This window comes from Roseateles chitinivorans (genome assembly GCF_002761755.1).
In the GTDB taxonomy this organism is placed as follows: Bacteria; Pseudomonadota; Gammaproteobacteria; order Burkholderiales; family Burkholderiaceae_C; genus Roseateles; species Roseateles chitinivorans.
Map to the genome: position 1 here is coordinate 12,057 of NZ_PEOG01000054.1, position 20,902 is coordinate 32,958.

15 protein-coding genes are annotated in these 20,902 nt (G+C 69.5%); 4 read left to right on the plus strand and 11 right to left on the minus strand.

The features are described 5' to 3' along the window. Positions 1-100: 100 nt before the first annotated feature. From glmM to CS062_RS18265, 5 genes are all read right to left on the minus strand, one after another. Positions 101-1,435 carry a phosphoglucosamine mutase gene (gene glmM, locus CS062_RS18245; protein WP_099863001.1) on the minus strand — a complete coding sequence of 445 codons (1,335 nt, stop codon included), beginning with the start codon at positions 1,433-1,435 and terminating at the stop codon, positions 101-103. Between the two features lie 137 nt (positions 1,436-1,572). Further along, positions 1,573-2,421, minus strand: coding sequence for a dihydropteroate synthase (folP, locus tag CS062_RS18250; protein ID WP_099863002.1), 849 nt, complete (start codon positions 2,419-2,421; stop codon positions 1,573-1,575). A gap of 217 nt (positions 2,422-2,638) precedes the next feature. Then, a complete protein-coding gene (gene ftsH / locus CS062_RS18255) occupies positions 2,639-4,543 on the minus strand; it encodes an ATP-dependent zinc metalloprotease FtsH (RefSeq protein WP_099863003.1) in 1,905 nt (634 codons plus the stop codon). Between the two features lie 241 nt (positions 4,544-4,784). Next, the gene (locus tag CS062_RS18260; protein WP_099863004.1) at positions 4,785-5,459 is read right to left on the minus strand and encodes an RlmE family RNA methyltransferase; all 675 of its coding nucleotides are present in this window, start codon (positions 5,457-5,459) and stop codon (positions 4,785-4,787) included. A gap of 151 nt (positions 5,460-5,610) precedes the next feature. Beyond that, a complete protein-coding gene (locus tag CS062_RS18265) occupies positions 5,611-6,948 on the minus strand; it encodes a pectate lyase (protein WP_233218127.1) in 1,338 nt (445 codons plus the stop codon). A gap of 227 nt (positions 6,949-7,175) precedes the next feature. On the opposite strand from CS062_RS18265, the gene CS062_RS18275 reads away from it, so the two are divergent. Continuing rightward, a complete protein-coding gene (locus CS062_RS18275) occupies positions 7,176-10,256 on the plus strand; it encodes a hypothetical protein (protein ID WP_099863005.1) in 3,081 nt (1,026 codons plus the stop codon). Positions 10,257-10,400: 144 nt separating this feature from the next. Here the strand turns inward: CS062_RS18275 and CS062_RS18280 are convergent, their stop codons facing one another. Beyond that, positions 10,401-11,876 (minus strand): pectate lyase, encoded by a 1,476-nt coding sequence (locus CS062_RS18280; protein ID WP_099863006.1) that lies wholly within the window; start codon positions 11,874-11,876, stop codon positions 10,401-10,403. Between the two features lie 238 nt (positions 11,877-12,114). On the opposite strand from CS062_RS18280, the gene CS062_RS18285 reads away from it, so the two are divergent. Further along, on the plus strand, positions 12,115-12,753 hold the full coding sequence (locus CS062_RS18285; protein ID WP_099863007.1) for a GNAT family N-acetyltransferase: 639 nt from the start codon (positions 12,115-12,117) through the stop codon (positions 12,751-12,753). A gap of 103 nt (positions 12,754-12,856) precedes the next feature. Here the strand turns inward: CS062_RS18285 and CS062_RS18290 are convergent, their stop codons facing one another. Then, positions 12,857-13,015 (minus strand): winged helix-turn-helix transcriptional regulator, encoded by a 159-nt coding sequence (locus CS062_RS18290; RefSeq protein WP_233218128.1) that lies wholly within the window; start codon positions 13,013-13,015, stop codon positions 12,857-12,859. Positions 13,016-13,294: 279 nt separating this feature from the next. Here CS062_RS18290 and CS062_RS25930 point away from each other — a divergent pair, with 279 nt between their 5' ends. Next, complete coding sequence (locus CS062_RS25930; protein WP_143742409.1) at positions 13,295-14,257, plus strand: hypothetical protein; 963 nt, start codon at positions 13,295-13,297, stop codon at positions 14,255-14,257. A gap of 646 nt (positions 14,258-14,903) precedes the next feature. After that, positions 14,904-15,515 carry a class I SAM-dependent methyltransferase gene (locus CS062_RS18300; protein ID WP_099863010.1) on the plus strand — a complete coding sequence of 204 codons (612 nt, stop codon included), beginning with the start codon at positions 14,904-14,906 and terminating at the stop codon, positions 15,513-15,515. A 44-nt stretch (positions 15,516-15,559) separates the two neighbouring features. Here the strand turns inward: CS062_RS18300 and CS062_RS18305 are convergent, their stop codons facing one another. The 4 genes from CS062_RS18305 to CS062_RS18320 all read right to left on the minus strand — a co-directional run bounded on the left by CS062_RS18305 (position 15,560) and on the right by CS062_RS18320 (position 20,644). Continuing rightward, the gene (locus tag CS062_RS18305; RefSeq protein ID WP_099863011.1) at positions 15,560-16,921 is read right to left on the minus strand and encodes a glycoside hydrolase family 27 protein; all 1,362 of its coding nucleotides are present in this window, start codon (positions 16,919-16,921) and stop codon (positions 15,560-15,562) included. Between the two features lie 168 nt (positions 16,922-17,089). Then, a complete protein-coding gene (locus CS062_RS18310) occupies positions 17,090-18,400 on the minus strand; it encodes a hypothetical protein (RefSeq protein WP_099863012.1) in 1,311 nt (436 codons plus the stop codon). A gap of 13 nt (positions 18,401-18,413) precedes the next feature. Continuing rightward, a complete protein-coding gene (locus CS062_RS18315) occupies positions 18,414-18,899 on the minus strand; it encodes a hypothetical protein (RefSeq protein ID WP_099863013.1) in 486 nt (161 codons plus the stop codon). A 20-nt stretch (positions 18,900-18,919) separates the two neighbouring features. Further along, on the minus strand, positions 18,920-20,644 hold the full coding sequence (locus CS062_RS18320; protein ID WP_158238833.1) for an HrpF/NolX family T3SS translocon protein: 1,725 nt from the start codon (positions 20,642-20,644) through the stop codon (positions 18,920-18,922). Between the last annotated feature and the right edge of the window lie 258 nt (positions 20,645-20,902).

Here is a 20,902-nt window from a genome sequence, read left to right on the forward strand (position 1 = left end):
CCACCAATGCGACTAGGGCCGCCGGCGCTCCCGCGCCGGCGGCCCTTTTCACGCTCCGAACTCGTCCGGAGCAGTTCGCATCACTCGCGCGCTGCGTGCTTCAACCGCGAATGGCGTCGGCCAGACGTTCCGCGCAACGCTGGGCGAGCCCGGCGTCGCTGGCCTCGACCATCACGCGCAGCAGCGGCTCGGTGCCTGACTTGCGGATCAGCACGCGCCCGCGATCGCCCAGTTCAGCCATGACCTCCGCCTCGGTGCGGGCGAGCGCCGGATTGCTCTTCCAATCCTGCTGGTCGGCTTGAAGGCGGACATTGATCAGCGTTTGCGGGAACAGGGAGACGCCTTCCAGCAGGTCGACGAGGCGACGACCGCCGCGGCAGACCGCTTCCAGCACCAGCAGGCTGCTGACGATCCCGTCGCCCGTCGTGTGACGGTCCAGCGCCAGCAGGTGACCGGAGCCCTCCCCGCCAAGCTGCCAGCCTCGGGCCGCCAGTTCCTCGAGCACGTAGCGGTCGCCCACCTTGGCGCGCACGAACTCAACGTCCCGCTGGCGCAGCGCCAATTCGACCGCCATGTTGGTCATCAGCGTCCCGACGGCGCCCGCGACACGCTCGCCGCGCGCCAGACGATCCGCCACCATCACGTAAAGCAGCTCATCGCCGTTGTACAGGCGGCCATCGCCGTCGACCATCTGGAGGCGGTCGGCGTCGCCGTCCAGCGCGATGCCGTAATCGGCCTTGTGTTCCTTCACCGCCGCGACCAGGGCGTCCGGCGCCGTGGCGCCGACCTTGTCGTTGATGTTGTAGCCGTCCGGCTTGTTGCCGATGGCGATCACTTCCGCACCCAGTTCGTGGAACACGGACGGCGCGACCTGATAGGCGGCGCCATGCGCGGCGTCGACCACCAGCTTCATGCCCCGCAGGCTGAGGTCACTGCTGAAGCTGGCCTTGCAGAACTCGATGTAGCGGCCCTGCGCGTCGTCGAGGCGGCGCGCCCGGCCGAGGCTGGCGGAGTCCACCCAGACCGGCGGCTCGTCCAGCACGGCTTCCACGTCGAGTTCCCAGGCATCGGGCAGTTTCTCGCCCTTGGAGGAGAAGAACTTGATGCCGTTGTCGGCGAAGGGGTTGTGGGAGGCGGAAATGACCACGCCCAGGTGCTGGCGCAGCGCCCGGGTCAGGTAAGCGACGCCCGGCGTCGGCAAGGGGCCGGTCAGCAGGACGTTGACGCCGGCTGAGGCGAAGCCCGCTTCGAGTGCCGATTCGAGCATGTAGCCGGAGATGCGGGTGTCCTTGCCGATCATGACACTGGGCTTGCCGTAGCTGCGCTTGAGCACCCGGCCCACCGCATGCCCCAGCCGCAGCATGAAGTCAGGCGTGATGGGCGTACGGCCCACGGTCCCGCGGATGCCGTCGGTCCCGAAATACTTGCGGCTCATTGAAGCAACCTCCTGAGACTTCTCGATCTTGAATCCGCGGATTGTCGCCGAAGCCGGATCGAGCACTCCTCGCCCAGGATGGGGCCCCGCGATCGGGGGAGGCGGCCGGGAGGGACGCTCGGAAGTGAAGCAGCCCGTCAGCCTTGCGGTGCGCCGAATGCCTGCCAGACCTTGAGCGCGTCGACGGTGGCGCCGACATCGTGAACGCGCACGATCCGCGCGCCCAGCACCACCGACGCCAGCGCCGCGCCGATGCTGGCCGGCAGGCGTTCGTCGACGGCGCGGCCCGTCACCGCACCCAGGGTCGACTTGCGTGACCATCCCACCAACAGCGGCCGTCCCAGCGCCAGCAGTTCGCGCTGCCGGCGCTGCAGCGCCAGGTTCTGGTCGACCGTCTTGGCGAACCCATAGCCGGGATCGAGCGTGATCCGCTCCGCCGCCACGCCGCACTCGACCAAGTGCCGCATCCGCTCGTCGAGGAAATCGGAGACCTCGGTCACGACATCGGCGTAATCGGTCAACTGCTGCATGCCGGCAGGCTCGCCCCGCATGTGCATCAGGCAGATGCCGGCGCTGCCGTGTTCCGCGAGCAGCGCATCGGCGCCCTCATCCCGCAAGGCCTGCACGTCATTGATGATGTCGACGCCCAGGTCCAGGGCCCGCCGCATCACCTCGGTCTTGCAGGTATCGACCGACACCGGAACGCCGAAATTCAGGGCAGCCCGCATGACCGGCTCGAGGCGACGCCACTCCTCGTCGGCATCGAGCCGGACGGCGCCAGGGCGGGTCGATTCGCCGCCCAGGTCCAGGATGTCGACGCCCTCGCCCAGCAGCCGCTCGCAGAAGTCGATCGCCTTGGCGGCGTCGGCATGCCGGCCGCCGTCCGAGAACGAATCGGGCGTCACATTCACGATGCCCATCACCAGGGGGCGCTCCGTCAGGTCGAGATCGAAGCGGGTGGTTTTCCAGATCGAGGCAGCAGTCATGGGCGGCAGGGCATCGAGCGCGCGGCGGCACGCTAGATCGCGCTGGGGACTGCCACGCCAAGCGGACAGTATGACGGAAGCCGCGACCGCCCGGCGTGAGCACCGCATCCGGCGATGCTCCGGACCAAAAGCAGAAAGGCCGGTCTGACGACCGGCCTTTCAAAGGTGTTGCCCCTTGAGGCCCTTTTTTGGCCTCTTGGGAGTTGCTCGCCGACGATCAGGCGGCGGCAGGTGCGCTGCCTGTGTTCACCGCGGGCGTGCCGCCGCTGTCCGACTTGTTGGCCGGCGGCGTCCAATCCTTCGGCGGACGCGGGGGACGGTTGTCCATGATGTCGTCGATCTGGTCGGAGTCGATGGTTTCCCACTCGAGCAGCGCCGTGGCCATCGCGTGCATCTTGTCCTTGTGCTCCTCGATCAGGTTGCGAGCGATCGTGTATTGCTCGTCGATGATCTTGCGGATCTCCTGATCGACCTTGCGCATCGTCTCTTCCGACATGTTGGTCGTCTTCGTCACCGACCGGCCGAGGAAGACCTCGCCTTCGTTGTCCGCATAGACCATCGGTCCCAGTTCATCGGTCATGCCGTAGCGGGTGACCATGTCGCGGGCGATCGCCGTGGCTCGCTCGAAGTCGTTGCTGGCGCCGGTCGTCATCTGGTTCATGAAGACCTCTTCCGCGATCCGGCCGCCGAACAGCACCGAGATGGTCGAGAGCATGCGCTCCTTGTCCATGCTGTAGCGGTCGCCTTCCGGCAGCTGCATCGTCACGCCCAGCGCGCGACCACGCGGGATCACCGTCACCTTGTGCACCGGATCGGTCTTGGGCAGCAAGCGCGCGACCAGGGCGTGACCGGCTTCGTGATAGGCGGTGTTCTTGCGCTCTTCCTCGGGCATGACCATGGACTTCCGCTCGGGGCCCATCATGATCTTGTCCTTGGCCTTCTCGAAGTCCTGCATGTCGACCACCCGGCCATTGCGGCGGGCGGCGAACAGCGCGGCCTCGTTGACCAGGTTGGCCAGATCGGCACCGGAGAAGCCCGGGGTGCCGCGCGCCAGGATGTCGGCGCGGACGTCCTGGCCGACCGGCACCTTGCGCATGTGCACATTCAGGATCTGCTCGCGGCCACGGACGTCGGGCAGCGTGACGTAGACCTGACGGTCGAAGCGACCCGGACGCAACAGCGCCGGATCCAGGATGTCCGGACGGTTGGTCGCGGCCATCACGATGACGCCCAGGTTGGTGTCGAAGCCGTCCATCTCCACCAGCATCTGGTTGAGCGTTTGCTCGCGCTCGTCGTTGCCGCCGCCCAGGCCGGCGCCGCGATGGCGACCAACGGCGTCGATCTCGTCGACGAAGATGATGCAGGGCGCGCTCTTCTTGGCCTGCTCGAACATGTCGCGCACCCGTGCCGCGCCGACACCGACGAACATCTCGACGAAGTCCGAACCGGAAATCGTGAAGAACGGCACCTTGGCTTCACCGGCGATGGCCTTGGCCAGCAGCGTCTTGCCGGTACCGGGAGGGCCGACCAGCAGGACGCCGCGCGGAATGCGTCCGCCCAGCTTCTGGAACTTCTGCGGGTCCTTGAGGAAGTCGACGAGTTCCTTCACTTCCTCCTTCGCCTCGTCGCAACCTGCGACGTCCGCGAAGGTGGTCGTGTTGTTGGCTTCGTCGAGCATGCGTGCCTTCGACTTGCCGAAGCTGAACGCACCGCCCTTGCCACCGCCCTGCATCTGGCGCATGAAGTACACCCAGACGGCGATCAGCAGCAGCATCGGGCCCCAGCTGAGCAGGATGCTCATCAGGACCGACGGCTCTTCGCGGGGCTTGGCGTCGAACTTGACGCCGTAGTTGATCAGGTCGCCGACCAGGCCGCGATCCATGTAGGGCGCGGTGGTGCGGAGCTTGTTGCCGTCACCGGTGGTCGCCTGGATCTCGGTGCCGGCAGGGGTTTCCTGCAGCACCACTTGCTTGATGCGCTTGGCGCGAACTTCTTCGAGGAAGTCCGAGTAACCGATCTGAGTCCCCTGGGTTGCGCTGCGATCGAACTGCTTGAAGACGGTGAACAGCACCAAGGCGATCACCATCCACACAGCCACTTTCGAGAACCACTGATTGTTCACCGCGACTCCTTTGTCATTCCATCACCGCCGCCCACCGATACTGCCTCGGGCAGCGGACTTTCACGGCATATGGGGCGGATTCTAGGCCAGTCAAGTCCCACGACTTGATTGGCATTCCCACACGCCACGATAGATATTGCCACGCCCACCTCCAGGCAAGCGCCCGAAGCGGCCCCGACTTTGACGCTTGATCGCGGCTTCAGCCAAAACCGAACCGGCTCGCCCGGGCGCCTTCGCCGGATCAGCTCTTCTTCAGCCCGATGCCGACCAGGAAGTTTTCGGCGGATTTGTCCCGGGAGGCTTTCGGCTTGGCGGTTTTCACGCGCTTGAACTGCGCCCGGAAAGCCTGCACCAGTTGGTCATACCCGCTGCCGTGGAAGACCTTGGCCACCAGCGCGCCTTCCGGCTTCAGGTGCTGCTGGGAGAAATCCAGCGCCAGCTCGATCAGGTGTTCCATCCGCGCGGCATCGGTGCTTTCGATGCCCGACAGGTTGGGCGCCATGTCCGACACCACCAGATCCACCTTCGCGCCGCCCAGCGTCGCCTCCAGCTGCGCCAGCACTTCCTGTTCCCGGAAGTCGCCCTGGAGGAACTCCACGCCTTCGATCGGTTCGAAGTCCAGCAGGTCGAGCGCGATGATGCGGCCGTTGAGCGCGCCCACCGCCGCACCGCCGGCGCCCGCCTCCTTGGGCGCGAAGCGTCGGCGGAGGTACTGGCTCCAGGCCCCGGGCGACGCTCCCAGGTCGACCACCACCTGTCCGGGTCGGATCAGCTGGAATTCCTCGTCGATCTCCTTGAGCTTGTAGGCGGCGCGCGACCGGTAGCCCTCCTTCTGGGCCAACTTCACGTAGGGATCATTGACATGGTTGTTCAACCACGCCTTGTTCACCTTCTTGCTTTTCGTATCGACTTTCATGGCACGGATCAGGCTTCTTCGCGCGAATGCCGGCCCGTTCGGGGCCAGAAAGGCATCAGGCAGGATCGCCTCGGCGCAGGCCGCACCATATCACCTCATATATATGCATGGATTGCATGGGCCAGCCAGACGCATGCCCATCGCGCCGGGATCAATTGCCATCGCCCGCCGGATCCGACGACGGCATCACCACGGTCGCGCCGCTGGCATTGGCCGGCGTGCCCATCATGACCGGGATGCGGCCCGAGTCGGTGCTGACGTTCGGACCGATCCGCAGCGTCGAGTCGCGATCGTCCAGCCGCACCAGATGCGAACGCACGCCGCTGAACCGCGAGTCCTCGATCGACACATCGGCCTTGATCGGCTGGCCACCCAGCGTCACCAGCAGCTGGCCGACATCCTCGGCATAGACCCCGCGCAGCTTCACCTGGGCATCGCCGTTGACCTGGATCGCCTTGTCATGCGAATGCCGGAACGAGGAATTGGTGATCTCGACCTCGGCCGGGCCGGACGGGATCGAGGCCGGCGAGATGCCGGCCAGCTGCGCATCGTGCGCGCGGTTGCCGGGGCCGTCGATGGTGATCATGTCGTCGGGTCCGCCGTGTACCGCATGCACGTTGTCGATCTTGCCGCTGCCCAGCAGGTGCACGCCGTCGCCGCCCTGGAACTGCACGTTCTTGAGCGTGGCGCCGGGGCCGAGGATGAAGACCGGCTGGTAGGTCTCGGCCGAACCGCCGCTGAGCCCCGGCCCGGCGGTGAACAACTGGTTCTTGCCGTCGAAGGTCTCGCCCGGGCCGACGACGATGGGCTTGTTCACCACCACCTCGCCGCGATGCGGCGGCAGCACCGAGGTCGCCGGAGCACTGCTGGACACCGCCCCCGCGCCATCGGGCTTGCCGGAGGCGCCGACCGAAGGGGCCGGTGCGGGCGCGAGCGCGGGATCGAGCAGCGGATCGGGAGTCGCCGGAGCCGGGGCGTGGCCATGATGGTGGTGATGGCCATGAGCGGGCGCAGGGCTCGGGCTCGGGCTCGGGCTCGGGCTCGGAGCTGGACTTGGTTGTGAGAAAGCGGGCGCTGGTGCAGGCGGGACATCCCCGCCGCCGAGGCCGGGACTTCCGCTCCCCGCGCCACCGAAGCCGCTGGCGGGCCCGAAAGGACTGACACCACCACCCGGGCCGCCACCGGCGGCGAACGGGTTCCCGCCCCCGGGCGCTCCGCCCAGGCCCCCGCCTGCGCCGCCGCCTCCACCACCCCCGCCGCCCCCGCCGGGCATGCCCTGTTGCCCCTGCTGGGCCTGCAACGACTGCAGAAGCTGCTGCACCAGCGTCGCGATGATCTGCTGGACCAGCAAGGTCATGAGCGGGGCGATGACGTTGGCGGGGGTCGCGGGCTGCGGATCCGCGTAGAGCTGCTGCTGGTACAGCTGCTGCATCGGAGACAGCCGCGGGCCGCTGCCGCTGAGGGAAGAGATCGGATCGATGGCGCTCATGGGCGGTTCCTGTGCAAAGGCATGGGGGATTCACCCTTGACTCTCGGGACCGGACCCGGGCGACGGTCGACACCCGCCGAACCGCCGTGCGGCGAAGCGAAGACATCGCCGCCCACCCCGGCATCCGCCCGTCGCGCCGGCGCCCCTTCGCGCCCGCTGTCAGGCCTTCGCCCCGGCGCGACGGCCCGTCATGGCCGCTCGCCACGATCGGGAGGAAGGAGCAGTCCATGTCCTTCACCACTCGAATCGCGCGTCATCTCGGTCTCTCTCGTGTCGGCGTCGACACGCCGCTCTCCCAGGAACAGCGCACCCCGCTCCTGCCCAGCACGGCGATCCGCCCGCTGGATGCCCCGCCGGCACGGCCGCAGCCGGACAGCGCCGCGGCGCCACGCGCCGCCCTGCCGGCCCGGTCGGTCGAAGCCGGCGACACCGCCGCGGCCGCCGTGTCGCAGCCCGAGCCGCCGTCACGCACCGCGCCCACCGGCGCGGTGCTGCTGGACACGATGCGCATCGACCGGCCGGATCTGGCCCCGCTGATCGCGACGCTGTTCCCTCGCGACGGCGCGATGCCGGAAGACCTGGCACGGTTGGCCGGCCAGCTGTCGCGGCTGGACCTGTCCGGCGTGCCGCCGACGCCCGACCTGCCTTCCGCGCCGGTGGTGCTGCTGACGCAGTCGCTGGCGGCGGCCTGCGAGGGCGACGCGCGGTTGGCGCTGGACGCCCTGGACTCGCTGGCCGCGCTCGACGCGCAGGCGGAACTGATCGCGGCCTGGCAGGCCGGCGCGAACCGGACGTCGGCGGGCTCGCCGCTGCTGTCCGCGTCGCCGTCGCCATCGGCCGCGCTGCTCGGCAGTCCCGGCCGGCTCACCGACGTCGGCCGTCGCCGGCGCCAGGACGGGCTGCGCAACAACCGGCTGGGCTGGGGACCGATGCTGATCGAGCACGCGGCGGCGGACGAGTTGGCCGCCCGGCAGGCCGCGTGGCGGACGTCCTCCGCGCTGGGCGGCACGCCGGCCGGCATGGACGTGCTGATGGCGGTCACCGCGCGCCCGGTCGATCCCGCGCGGCGGCGCGATTTCGCGCTGCTGCTGAAGGCGTCCGAAGGCGCGCCGCGCGCGCTCGATCACCACGGCGATCCGACGGCGCTGCTGCGTGATCCGACCGCGCTGCGGACGCTCACCGGCGAGGCGGTCTTCTGTGCCGCCGCGCGGATGGCGGGCGACGTGGCAGCCTCGACGCCGCATCGATGGGCGCTCGCGGCGGTGCGCAACGACCTGCACGAGACCGGTCCGGGCACGCGCTTCGCGGCGCTTGACGCGCGGCTGATGAAGATGGGCCGCTGGATCGACCGTGCCGCACCGCGCGGCGCGCTGCGCCCGCGCAATCCGTTGATCGGCAAGTCGCCGTTCCGCGCGCTGCGGCACGGCGTGCAGGGCGTGGAGCGCGGGCCGGCCGCACGTCATCGCCAGGCGCGGGAGCAGGCGCTGACCGAAGCCGCGAGCGCGCTGCGGGATGGGCTGCTTCGGGCGGCGGCGGGCCGGTCCACCGGCCCGGCCGCGGTGCCGGCCCATCTGTTGCGCGCCGCGGTCCTGTCGCACTGCCTGGAGGACGCCCGCCCATCCTTCGAGCGCATGGGCTTCGATGCCGATGCGCGCACGGCGATCGCGGAGCGGCTGGCGCGGCTGATGCTGTCGGAAGCCGCCGCCGCGGATCCGCCGGTGCTGGGCGCCCTCGCCCGCCGGCTCGGCGAGTTGCCCGAGCTGAAGGCGCTCGCCGCGTTGCGCCTGGATTCGGCGGCGCTGAGCGCCTGGGTATCGGACGCACGCGCGGACACCGCCAGCGCGACCTCGGGACCCTCGGCGTCCCCGCTGCTCACCGCGTCGGCCGCGCTCGCCCGTGCCGAGGACGAGGCCAACGGCCGCGACACGCGCATGAAGTCGATCGACCGCGAAACGCTGCGGACCGCGCTCAAGGACATCGTCGCCAACATCGAAGGCTCCTCGCGGCTGCGGTTGACCGGCGGCGGCATCGCCGGCGTCGGGCTGCGGCAGATCACGGCGTCGATCAGCGCGGTGGCCGCGGCCCTGTTCGTGCGCGGACGGGTCGACGCACGCGCCCAGGGCGCTCGGCACGCGGTCTTCGAGATCGCCATGCCGCCCTACGACATGGAAATCGTGCTGGGCACGCAGCGCCAGGCCACGCGCCAGGTGGGACTGGGTGCGAGCGTGGGACCGGACCTGGGCCTGTTCAAGATCGGCGGCAACGTCGACGCGCTGCTCTACGGTCACGACCGGTCCGAGCTCCAGGGCCTGTCGCTGCGCCTGCCGCGCGTCGGCCGGCCGGTGTCCGAGCTGCGCGCGGAGTTCTCGCGCCTGATCGACCGGCTCATCGACCACGGCGCCGGCGGAGCCGCCCGCAACCCGGGCGATCCATCGCTGCTGCGCGAACTGCTGCAGGAGTTCCCGGATCTGACCGTCAACCAGATCGGCGATGCGGGCGACGCGCGCCGGCGACACGGCCTGGGCGCCGACGTCACCGCGTCGCTGGGCCGGTGGCGGCTCAAGGCGACGGCCAGCGCCGGCGGCTATGTCGAGACGCAACGCGACGTCACCCGCCGCTACGGCGACGCCAGCGGCGCGATGCGCGTCGAGCGCCGCATCGACGGCCACGCCAGCCGCGCCGGCGTCGCGCTGCGGGCCTCGCTGGGCGTGTCGCAGACGGTGGCCGGCTCGGTCGGCGATGCCGGCAAGGCCGACCTCACGATGGGCGCGCTGCAGGCCGGCATCGGCGCGGAGCGCGTCCTGGGCGGCGTGTTCGAGCGGCGGGAGGCCGTCTACGAGGACGGCCGCCTGCATCCGCTGTCCTTCGTCGAGACCGAGTACCAGGACCTCGACGCCTTCGCCAAGCAGGTGAAGCCGCAACTCGGCGACTGGGTGGCGGCCGGCGCGGACCGTCAGCGGCTGGAACAGCTGGTGGCCGACATCCAGCGCCATGCCAGTCCGAACCACAGCGCCGCGGCGCGGGTGGTGGTCGGGACGGCGATGCGATTGCGCGACGATGCCTACCGCTCCGCGATCGCGCTGTGCGAGCGACAGCCCGGCGGCCTGCCGGCGGAAGTGGCCGCGCTGGAACGCGCGGTCGAGTCGCAGTGGCGAGATCCCGCGGCGATGCGGCCTTACTCGATGCGCTCCTACGAGCGCAACCTGGCGCAGCGCACGCACGGGCTGGACCTGGTCGTCCAGATCGGCAGCGTGACCGCGGCCGAGGCCTCGCACATCGATGCGCGACTGGACGTGCCGGCGCGCTGAGCGCCACGCCTCGCTCGGCGAAGGCCGGCGCCAGGCGCCAGGCGCCGCGCGATCGCGACGTGGACGCGACGTGCGCGTGACCTGGTCGAGTGCGGCCGAGGCGTGATCGCAAGCGCCCCGGCATCTGGCCGGGACGCTTGGTCGTCAGCCGCTGTAGGGCTTGTAGTCCCAGGCGCCGACGCCCTGCACGTCGGCCGTCGCGGGCGCGAGCACCTTGTGCGGCGTGTTCTCGATCACCACATCGGACCCGATGTTGATCTTGGCGTCCTTGGCATCGCTGCGCACCACGGCCTCGTCGCCGTTGCGGAAGACCGAGTTGCGGATGTCGATGCTGATCGGGAAGTCATGGCCGCCGTTGGTGCGCACCGCCTTGCCGAAGCCGTCGGCGGTGAAGCCGTCGATCGACAGCGAGCCCGGTGCATTGATCTGGAAGATCTTGTCGGTCGCCGCGTAGGCGCCGCCGCCGATCACGTGGACGTGGCCCGGACCCTTCATCGTCATCGCGTCCTCGCCGACGTCCTTCCACCAGACGTTCTTCAGGGTCGCGTCGCCGCGGGCGTGGATGCCGTCGCCGCCGGCGACCTGCACGTTCTCCAGCTTCGCACCGGGTTCGAGGATGAACACCGGCTTCTGGGTTTCGCTCTGGCCGCCGTCGCCCAGTGAGGGGCCGGCCTGGTAGAGCTTGCCCTCGCCGTCGAAGGTCTGGCCGGCCTTGACCACGATGGGCTCGTTCACGATGACCTTGCCGGTCGCCGGCGGGATCTCGGTCGGCTTGCCCGCGCCCGTGGTCGGTGCGGATCCGGAAGGCGCGGACGGCGAGGACGGCGAGGACGGCGAGGACGGAGATGGCGGCGCGGACGGCGTGCTCGGCGCCGACGGCGCGGGTGGGCTGGCCGGCGCCGACGGTGCGCTCGGCGAGGACGGCCCGGACGACGGCGTCGAAGGGGCCGAGGAAGTCGACGGCGTGCTCGGCGGCGACGACCCGGGCGAGGAGAAGGGATCGGACTCCGGCGAGGAAGGCATCGAGGGGATCGAGGGCAGCGAAGGGCTCGGCGGCGCCGAGGGCGCCGACGAGAACGGCGAGCCGCCGGGGCCACCCGCGCCCGGGCCCATCGATGGGCCACCCATGCCCCCCATGCCGCCGAAAGGCGAGCCGCCACCGCCACCGCCCGCTCCGCTGCTGAAGCCCCCTCCGCCACCGCTGCCGCCGCCGAACTGGTTGGCCAACTGATTGGCGGCACTGGTGGGCTGCAGGCCGTTCTGCGCGAGCGACTGCAGCAGCGGCAGCAAGGCCTGCAGCAACTGGAGGATGCTGTTGATCAGCGCGAGCTGGCCGGCCTGCGGGTTGTTGCCCGCGGTGCCAGGGCCCATCGGCCCCGACGGGCCGGCGGTCGATCCGGGGCCGGCGGCGGTATCGGGCCAGGGGTTGCCGCCGCCCTGCTGCGGCTGGGCGGCGGCCATGAGGCTAGAGACCAGCATGGCCATCAGCTGCTGGCCGGGCGACCCACCGCTGGCAGGCCCTTGCGGCTGCGCGGCGGGCGCGTTGAGGAACTGGCTGTAGAGGTCGAGCGCCGACGGACGCTGCGCGGACGAAGGGCGATCGATGGCATCGATGGACATGGCTGCTCCTGGATAGGGCCGGGATGGCGCGGTGCGCCGCGTGTGATCGATTGGTGAGGGTAGGCATCGCCCTGCGCCCGGAACGCCCCTGGGCGAAGCGACGTGCCCGGCCGCGAAGCGTCGCGGGGGCCAGGCCTTGCTTCCTTCGCGCGCCGGCGCCGCGCTTCGCGACACGCGTCGCGACGGGTCGCGGTCCTTCCTAGATTGCGGTCCTCCAAGACTTCAGCGCCGAACCGCCATGCCCGCGACGACCGATGTCCTGCCCGCCTCCATCGCGTTCACCGTCGCCCTGGCGGCGATCACGGGCGAGCCGCTCGTCGCGGGCGCGGCGGCGATCGCGATCCGTCCGGCGCTGGACGGCGACCTCGCGGCCATCACCCGGATCTACAACGAGTCGCTGCCGCCATTGCCGGCGCCGCTGCCCGGCCTCGACGCGCGCGCCGGCGGCCGGCCGGTGCTCGGCAGCTGCCTGCCGCAGCTGCCGGCCGACGGTCTCGCGAACTGGATGGCGTCGCACCGCGCCAATGGCCGTCCACTGTGGGTCGCGCAGGCTGGCGTGGAAGTCGTGGGATGGCTGAGCCTGCTCGGCTTCGCCGACCGGCCCGCCTGCATGCCGGCGGCGGAGGTCGCGATCTACATCGCCAGCGGCTGGCGCGGCTGCGGCATCGGCCGGCGCCTGCTGTCCCATGCGCAGGCCGAGGCACCGCTGTGGCACATCGACCGGCTGATGGCCTTCATCTGGCACGACAACGCGGCCAGCCTGGCGCTGTTCCGCGCCCAGGGCTTCAGCGCCTGGGGTCGCCTGCCGGGCATCGTGTGGGCCGACGCGAAGATCCGGGACATGGTGATCCTCGGGCGAGTGCTGGGTGCGGATTGAGCGCGCGCAGCGCCTGTGCCCGGCCCACGGCGCCGCCGGGCCGGGCCTGGGCTGGCGCCCCCCTTTGAAGCCACTTGACTGGCGCGCTGTCGCCGTACTGCATTCACCAGGCCTGCGACGCTTCCTTCATCGGGTCCAGCCGGCAAGCCTGCGCCGTGATCTCGTATTCGACGCGGAGCGACACCTTGGCATGAACGGTTCGGGAGACCAGCCAGTCCGCATGAAGCTCTCGCAGTCGAGCGGTCAGCATGTGCTGCGTCATGGGCAGTCCAATCTGCGTCCGACGTCGCCCGCTTGGGCGCGCTACCTGCCGTTCTGGGGCCGGCAATCTGCTGGAACGCATGTGACGGGTGGTAGGCGGCCTGCTGATGCTGATGCTGTCGCGCGTGGTGCCGCCGCTCTACCGGAAATCCGACTTCGAGAGCTGCTCAACGCACCGCGGACCAAAGAAATTGTTTCGATCGACGCAAGCCGGGAGCGAAACGAGCACGCCACTGCGACACTGTGATCCGGGATATGGCGAAGACCTGAGGGAGAAATGATGCTTCGAATGCGTATCGGTCTTGCGAGCTTTCTCGCGACCACGATCTCGATGCTATGGGCACCCGCCGCCCTCGGCATCACGCTCTCGAACATCGATGTTGTCGGCATCCAGGGTGCTGACAAGGAGCTCGTTCGCTCGACAACCCGGCTCGTCATCGGCAATCAATATGAGGCCCGGGATCCAGCGTTCGTCAGCGCTTGTCGACTGGTCCGAGAACAGTACCCGCGAGCCAGCGTCAGCTGCAACCTGATTGCCAGAGCGAACAACGAGGCCACCTATGCGATCGCGTTCTCGGCGGGCGGCTACACGCCTCGCTATGCGGGGACATGCGTGGATGGCAAAGGAATTCCGGAAGCGCTCAATCGGGACATCGAAGCCTTCGAACGTGCGCGGCAATCGGTTTTCGATGAGACCGGGGGACGCAGCGGACGAGAATTCGTGGGCATCGATGGTTCTCTCGACTACCAAGACCCTCGTCTTCACGAAGCTCGAAACAAGCTCGTGAATGCCGTGGCCGAGGAACGTGCCGCGGTTGTCGACGCAGCCAGGCGATGCGATCCGGGCATCAAGGTGAAGGCCTTGGAGTTGCTTCAATACGCTGGAGCTCCAAAAACAGCCGTTGAGGCGGCGATGCCAGAGGCGACACATCCGGATCCTGCGGTCAGGAATATCTCATTGCGACTGCTTGGAACTTTCGCCGGCTCGCTCGACTCGGCGTCCACGGAGCACGTTCTGAATATTGCTTGTGATGCGGTGCAGCGAGGCGGGTTCCTCGACGTCAACAAAGCGCTCGCGGTGATCGACGCACTGGAGGCGAAGGCGGCAATGCAAGCGTTGAAGATTGACGCCGCCTGCAGGGCGGAGATCGTTCGACTCAGCGCGGAAAGCGATTCCCCTCAAATCGGGGGATTCGCGAATTCGATCATTCGTCAGCGCAAGGACAAGGGGGCGCCGACGTAAGTCCGAGTGCTTTACGCCGCGCCCAACGGCGGTTCCAGCGCCGAAGCTGCCAGCCAACGCTATTCAGCTCAAACTGCTGCTGTTGGTGAGACCAGTCACTCAGTTCCAAGTCGCGAACGACCGAGATCAGCATGCTGCAGTCGGCCGCCATGCAGCGGCACGGTCGCCTGAGCCAGTTCTACCGCCGGTTAACGTCCGATCCTTCCTCTGACGTTCAAGGCTCACCGCTTGTCACGACGCTTCATCGCAGCAAGTTTCGAGTTCACAGCAATAGGAACGACCCGCACGTTATTGCCGTGGAGCCTTCGGGGGGGCGGACTACACGCCGCTCCCAGGCGAACCCCGGAGGTCATTGCAATCCGCGAAGAGGTCGCCCCGTCGTTTGAACTTGTGGCGTGAGACGAGTCCTCACAGCCGTACTGCAACGACGCACCCACCTGCTAGGTAACGCAGAACGGGACCGCCATTCTTGTGGCCACGACAGCCCGCGGACGCATCGAACACCGGCCCTCTCCGCGCCTGAAGTCACGGCGGCTCGGCCGCAAGAGCCAACATTGGTAGGGCAGAATGCGTCGCCCCACCCCGGGCGTACCACACGCCCGTTCGTCTGGATTCAGCCCGCCTGACACTTCAACAATCGCCTCGCATGTGCGTCCTCGACGTTCCCAGCCCCATCGACCTGAGACAGATGGTCGACGCCCGCGAGTGGGCCGATGAAGCGATGGTGAAGCGCCCGTGGCGGAGGGAATTCTTCGCGGAGTTCGCCGAGCAGCTCGTCGCCGGCTCCGCAGTCCGGGTGCTGGAGCTGGGCTCCGGCCCGGGCTTCCTCGCCAAATTCCTGCTCGACGCGCTCCCGCACATCGCCTACACGGCACTCGACTTCTCGCCAGCCATGCATGAGCTTGCTGCGGAGCGGATCGGCGCGGCGTACTCCCGCATCCGCTTCGTCGAGAGGAGCTTCCGCGAGCCCGCGTGGGTGGAGGACCTCGAGTTCTTCGATCACGTGGTCACGAACCAGGCGGTCCATGAGCTGCGCCACAAGCGCCACGCCCGCGCGCTTCATGAACAGGTTCGAGGTCTGCTGGCGCCGCAGGGGCGCTACCTCGTCTGCGATCACTTCGCCGGCCCTGGCGGGATGAAGAACGACCAGCTCTACATGACCATCGAAGAGCAGCGCATCGCGCTTCAGGAAGCCGGCTTCGCACGGGTCGAACCCCTGCTGCTCAAGCGCGGGCTGATGCTCTACGCGGCGTCCTGAGAGGGCAAACCGCGTGCTCGGTCTCGCCGACAGTCTTCAACTGACTACCCGATCCGATAAAGCCCCGCCCCATGCGCCGGCAGCGTCTGTGAGAACCGCCCCGAGGCCTGCGCGAGCGGCCGCCTCGCCCAGAGGTCGCGCACCGGCTGCGCGCCTTCCAGCGCCAGGTCCCGCAACGCGATCGACACCTCCCGCGCCTTGTCACCCGGATTGAAAAGCGCGAGATAGCGGCCCTTGCCGTCGGCCGGCCGCGCCGACCAGATCCGCACGCCGTCCTCGACGAAATGCGGCCGGTTGTCCGAGCTCGCCTGGTCGACCGCCAGCACCTCGGGGTTGGTGAGCAGCGCCAGCGTCGGCTCGTCCAGGTGGCGCAGGTCCCCGCCCATGATCAGCGGCGAGCGCGTGATCGCCCACAGCGTCATCAGCGTGCGCTGCTCGTCGGCGGTGAATTTGGTGTCCCGCTCGCCCAGCGCCAGGCGTCCCAGCGGCAGCATGTCCGGGTCGGGCCAGGCGCCCGGCCGGCGCCACGGGTTCCAGTTCTCCAGCCGCGTGAACTGGGCCTCCAGCATCTTCCAGTCGTCCCAGAAGTCGTCCGAGATGCGCCACATCTGCGCGTACTGGCGGACATGGTCGCCACGGATCACCGGCGTCTCGCCGGGCGACAGGCTCAGCACCATCGGCCGTTTCGTGCGCACGATCGCGCGATGCGCCGCCTCGATCTCGGCCGCGTGGGCGTCGTAGGGACGGCTCATGTCGTCCATCTTGATGAAGTCGACGCCCCACGACGCATACAGCGCGAAGACGCTGTCGTAATAGGCCTGCGCGCCGGGCTTGCGCATGTCCACGCCGTACATGTCGGGATTCCAGGAGCAGACGCTCGACGTGTCGGCGATGTCCGCCGCCCGGTACGACGTTCCCAGGATCGGCAGGTTGCGTTTGACCGCAAGCCGCGGAATGCCCCGCATCAGGTGGATGCCGAACTTCAAGCCCATCGCATGGACGTCCGCCGCCAGCGGCCCGAAGCCACGGCCGTCCGCGCTGGACGGGAAGCGGTTCACCGCCGGCACCAGGCGGCCATGGCCGTCCATCGCCGGCTCGGGATCGGCGCTGTAGGTGTAGCTCGACGCCGTGGGCTCGTACCACTGGATGTCAATGGTGAAGATGTCGTAGCCGGCAGGCCGCAGCTTGTCCGCCATGATGCGCGCGGTCTCGCGCGCCTGCGCCTCGTTGATGGTCGTGGCGAAGCTGTTCCAGCTGTTCCAGCCCATCGGCGGCGTGGGCGCGAGCACATCCACCGTCACCCCGCTTGAATCGCTGGTCGCGGCCACGCCGGCTGTTGCGGCCGCGCCGGCCGTTGCAGCCATGCCGGCCAGGCCCGTGCGGATCATTGCGCGACGACTGATCATTCCTGTCTCCGTGAGTTCTGCTTGTATGGCGCCGCCAGGCAATGCCTGGCACCGCGGCCATGCCGTCCGTGCCGAGCGCCGGAGGCGGCAAGAAGCTATCACGGGACGCTGCGGCGTCCGTCCCCCACCGCGATCACAATTTTCCGCCCATCGATATCCAAGCCGATATCAACGCCCCGGACCGGTAGCCGCATCGAGCACGGGTTTGAGCGCCGCATGCGCCCCGACCGCGCTGCCGATCGCCATGGCCGTGCGCGCATCCGCACCGCGGTCCCCTTCCGACATCGGGCGCACGGCCGGGGCCGCCGCGGCGGCCACCTCCACCGGCACGGCCTTGATGCCCTGCCTCAGCGATTCGCGGGACGCGGCCATCCGCGCGCGCTGCGCCGCGTCCGCGGCCGGCTCGGCCTTGCCCGGCAGCCGTTTCGCGAAGAACAGCGGCACCTTGTGCGCGCCGGGCTGCTCGCCGCCGCGGGACTTCATCAGTTGCTCCAGCGCCTGCGCGCCATCGGCCGGGCGAGACGCCACCAGCGCCCTCAACTGCTCGGCGTCCGGCACGGTGACGGTCGCCACCGATTGGCGAGTCGCCATCACGCCGCCGATGACACAGCCCGTCGCCGCCGCGGCCCCGAGGCCGAGCGCCGCCTGCCCGGTCAGGCCCAGCGGCGTCGTCACCATCAGCGCCGCGCGCGCGCGATTCGCGACGTCTTCCGACAGCTTCGCGAGCTTCACGTTGCTGGCGCTGCCCAGATCGACGATCTCCGCCTGACGCGTCGAGACCGATGCGCGCAGCTTGTCACCCGCCCCGGGCACCAGCGCATTCATGTCGCTGACGACCGGGTCCGGCACGACCGCCCTGGCGTCGATGGCCTGGAAATGACGGGGCAGCCGGTCGATCAACGGTCCGGCGAGCTTTCTGCTCAGCACCTCGCCGGTCTGTCCCGCGGTCAGATGTGCGAACAGGGATCCCGGTGCCGATGCCGCGGCGGCCACCTGATCCACCTCCGTCGAAGCGCCGGTCATGCCCTGGCGCAGCACCGCATGAACCAGCGGCACGGTCCGGTCCAGCCAGGTGGCCGATCCCTTCCCGTACGCCACGGCGGCCGCATGGGCGTCCATCTGCGCGGTGCCCTGCCCCAGATCCGCGCGCAACGCGGATTGAAGCGGCGCGCTGGAGACCACCGGTCGCATGAACTGCTTCGCCGCCTTGACACCGGTGGCCAGCGCGCTGCCGATCATCGACACATTCGGCAGGGCGATGTCCTTCGCCGCCTCCATCACCCGGGGCAGGCTGACGCGGCGCGCCGTCGACGCGGCCGGTTCCGCGCCGGCGGCGGGCGGACGCTGGCGAAGCCCGTCGGGCGACTCGAGCGTCTGCGATCGCGCCAGCTCCGGCGGCGTGGACGAACGCCCGCCGTCAACGGTGCCCGTGCCCGTCGCCAGCCCGTGCGAGACGCGGTGGACACCGCCGGCGCTCATGAGAGGCCCTTCCTCATTGCGTCCGGGTCGCGGTGAAGTCCTGCAGCAGCACCGCGAGCTGCCGCACGGCGAGGAGATCCCGCGCCAGGCTCGCCGAGGTCGCGGTCCCGGCGTCGGCGATGCCATGCAGCATCAGTTCACCGTCGGGATCGCAGCCGATGGTCATGCGGTGCACCGCCAGCAGCCCGGGCGCCTGCGCCAGCACGCTGGACAAGGCGGAGACCGGCATCTGTCCGAGGCGCCGACCCAGGCCCACGGAGATCACCAGCGAGTTGGCGTCATCCGCGCCCAGCGCCACGGGCGACACCAGGACGACCTCGCCATCGAGCACGAGTCCACCGTCCAGGGCGGCCTGCTCCGCGGCCTCGGCGTCCATGCCGAGCGCGCGCGCCGCGTCGCGCGTCAGCAGATGAATGCGGGTCAGCAGGCGGCCCGCCTCCGAGGGCGGCCTGAACTCCGGTTCCGCAAAGGGTGTCGAGCGTTCGAAAGTCGTGATCATGAGATCGTCTCCAGGAGGTGTCAGGTTGGCGGGGGCCGCAGTTCGTCCGGGGTCGCCACGGGTGGCGTCGCCGGGGTGGTCGCCGGCGGTGTCGCCCGGGGCGGTGGGCCGTCGCCCGGACGCGCCATCAGGTGACGCTGCGCGAGCTCCTCGGCCTTGGGCTTCACCACCTCGTTGAACAGCTGCTTGCCGGTTTCCTTGACCGCAGCCTTCACGGCGGTCTTCGCGATCACGCTGGTGCTCGCGGTGACCGCCTTGCCCGCGCCCGGCGCGGTCGCCACGCTCAGCGCATTGCTGCCGAAGCTCTTGCCGGCATTGGCCGCGGCCCGCTTCACGTCGCCGCCGTCGATGGCGGTGCGCCCCACATCGAGCCCGCCGGCGATCGCGTTCGTCACCATCGATCCGACCGCCGCCGCCTGGCTGATCAGCGGAATCTTCAGCGCCGCGATCGCGCCCAAGGTGGTCGAGCCGATCTTCTCGAAGATGGACAGGCCCTTCATCACGCCGGTCACGACGCCCCGGAGCTTGCCGCCCTTCACGGTGCGCGTTTCAGGCTGGTTCCAGCGGCCATCGACCATCTCGCGCACCGCCGCCGGATCGGGCAGGTCGCGCGGCGGCGGGGCGGGCGCTTCGTCGCGAGGCGGCGTATGCGGCGGCGGTCCCGCGTCGACATCGTTGCGCTCGATGAAACGCCGCAGGTCCTTGCGCCCGATGCGGCCGTCGTCCGACGAGCGCCACGCATTGCTCTTGTGTCCCCGCTCCGCGTTGTCGAGCAGGCCGAACAGCACCGGATCGGCCAGCAGCACCCTCGCCGCCTCGGCATGCCCGCGCGGCTGGCGCGGGTCCTGGACGATGCGCTGCAGCTTCTCGCGATCGAACAGCCGTCCATCGAAGAAGTCATCGGCATGACGCTCGATCGTGCGCACGGCGCGGCGCTCCTCCGGACGCAGCTGGATGTTGCGGCCCAGCGCATCGGCCAGCCGGGCGCGGGAGATCCCCTCGTCCTCCGCGAGGCCCGTCACCAGCGCCCATTCGCCAGGCCGGTCCACGAAGTAGCGCGCCGCGGCGATCACCTGCGGCGGCCGCCGATCCATCGACAGCGTGCCGTCGACGAGATCCCGCAGCGTTTGCAACGAGGTCGACTTCGGCAGGTAGTCAGCGTACTTGTAGAGCTCGCGCGCCGCGTCGGAGCGCGTCATCTCCCGGACCCGCTCGCGCACCTGGTCGCCGTTGTCCGACGCGAGGTAGTGATGGCGAAAGCTCTCCGCGCGGCGGCGGTTGTAGCGGATCAGCTCATGGGACTCGGACAGGCTGCGCAGGTCGCCGCGCCCGATCAATCCATCGACGCGGCCATTGCTCGCGCTGTCCAGGCCGTGCTTGAGTTCCTCGTCCGCCAGCACGCTCCGCAGCGCGCGCCCGAGTTCCGGCGCGGTGTGCGGATCGTCGGCCAGGCGGCGCAGATCCTCGTCGGACCTGGGCTTGTCGAACAGCCGCTCGTTGCGCTGCAGCGTGGAGACCGTCTGCAGGCGATCCATCGGCACCGGCACCGGCACGGACATGGACGGCGTCTCCGGCCCGGCATCGGGACAGGGCGCGTCGGCCGATCGCCTCAGCGACGTGGTCACCGCGGCATCCAGGCGCTGCTGGTAGTCCGGAGGAAGTCCGGCGGCCGGGTCCGCGCTCGGGCCACCGCCGGCCGGGAACGGCGTCGTGGACAGTCCCCGGTTGACGATGGGCTGGGGCATCACTCTTTCCTTTTGCATGGACCGATGAAGACCGGCGCGGCTGGGCAGCGCCTGGACGCATGCTGTTTCAGCGGTCACCGCATCGATCGGCCACGGGCGAAGCGCGGGCCGTCCGGACGAAGCCGGCCCCGCGACCGCGCTCAACGCCCCTGCCCGCCACCGGCGCCAAAGGGCCTTGCTGGTGCTGGAACGGATCGACGGTCAGGGCCGATCGGCCTGTCCGGCTTCGCATGCCGGAGGACCGCTTCGCTTCCTCCC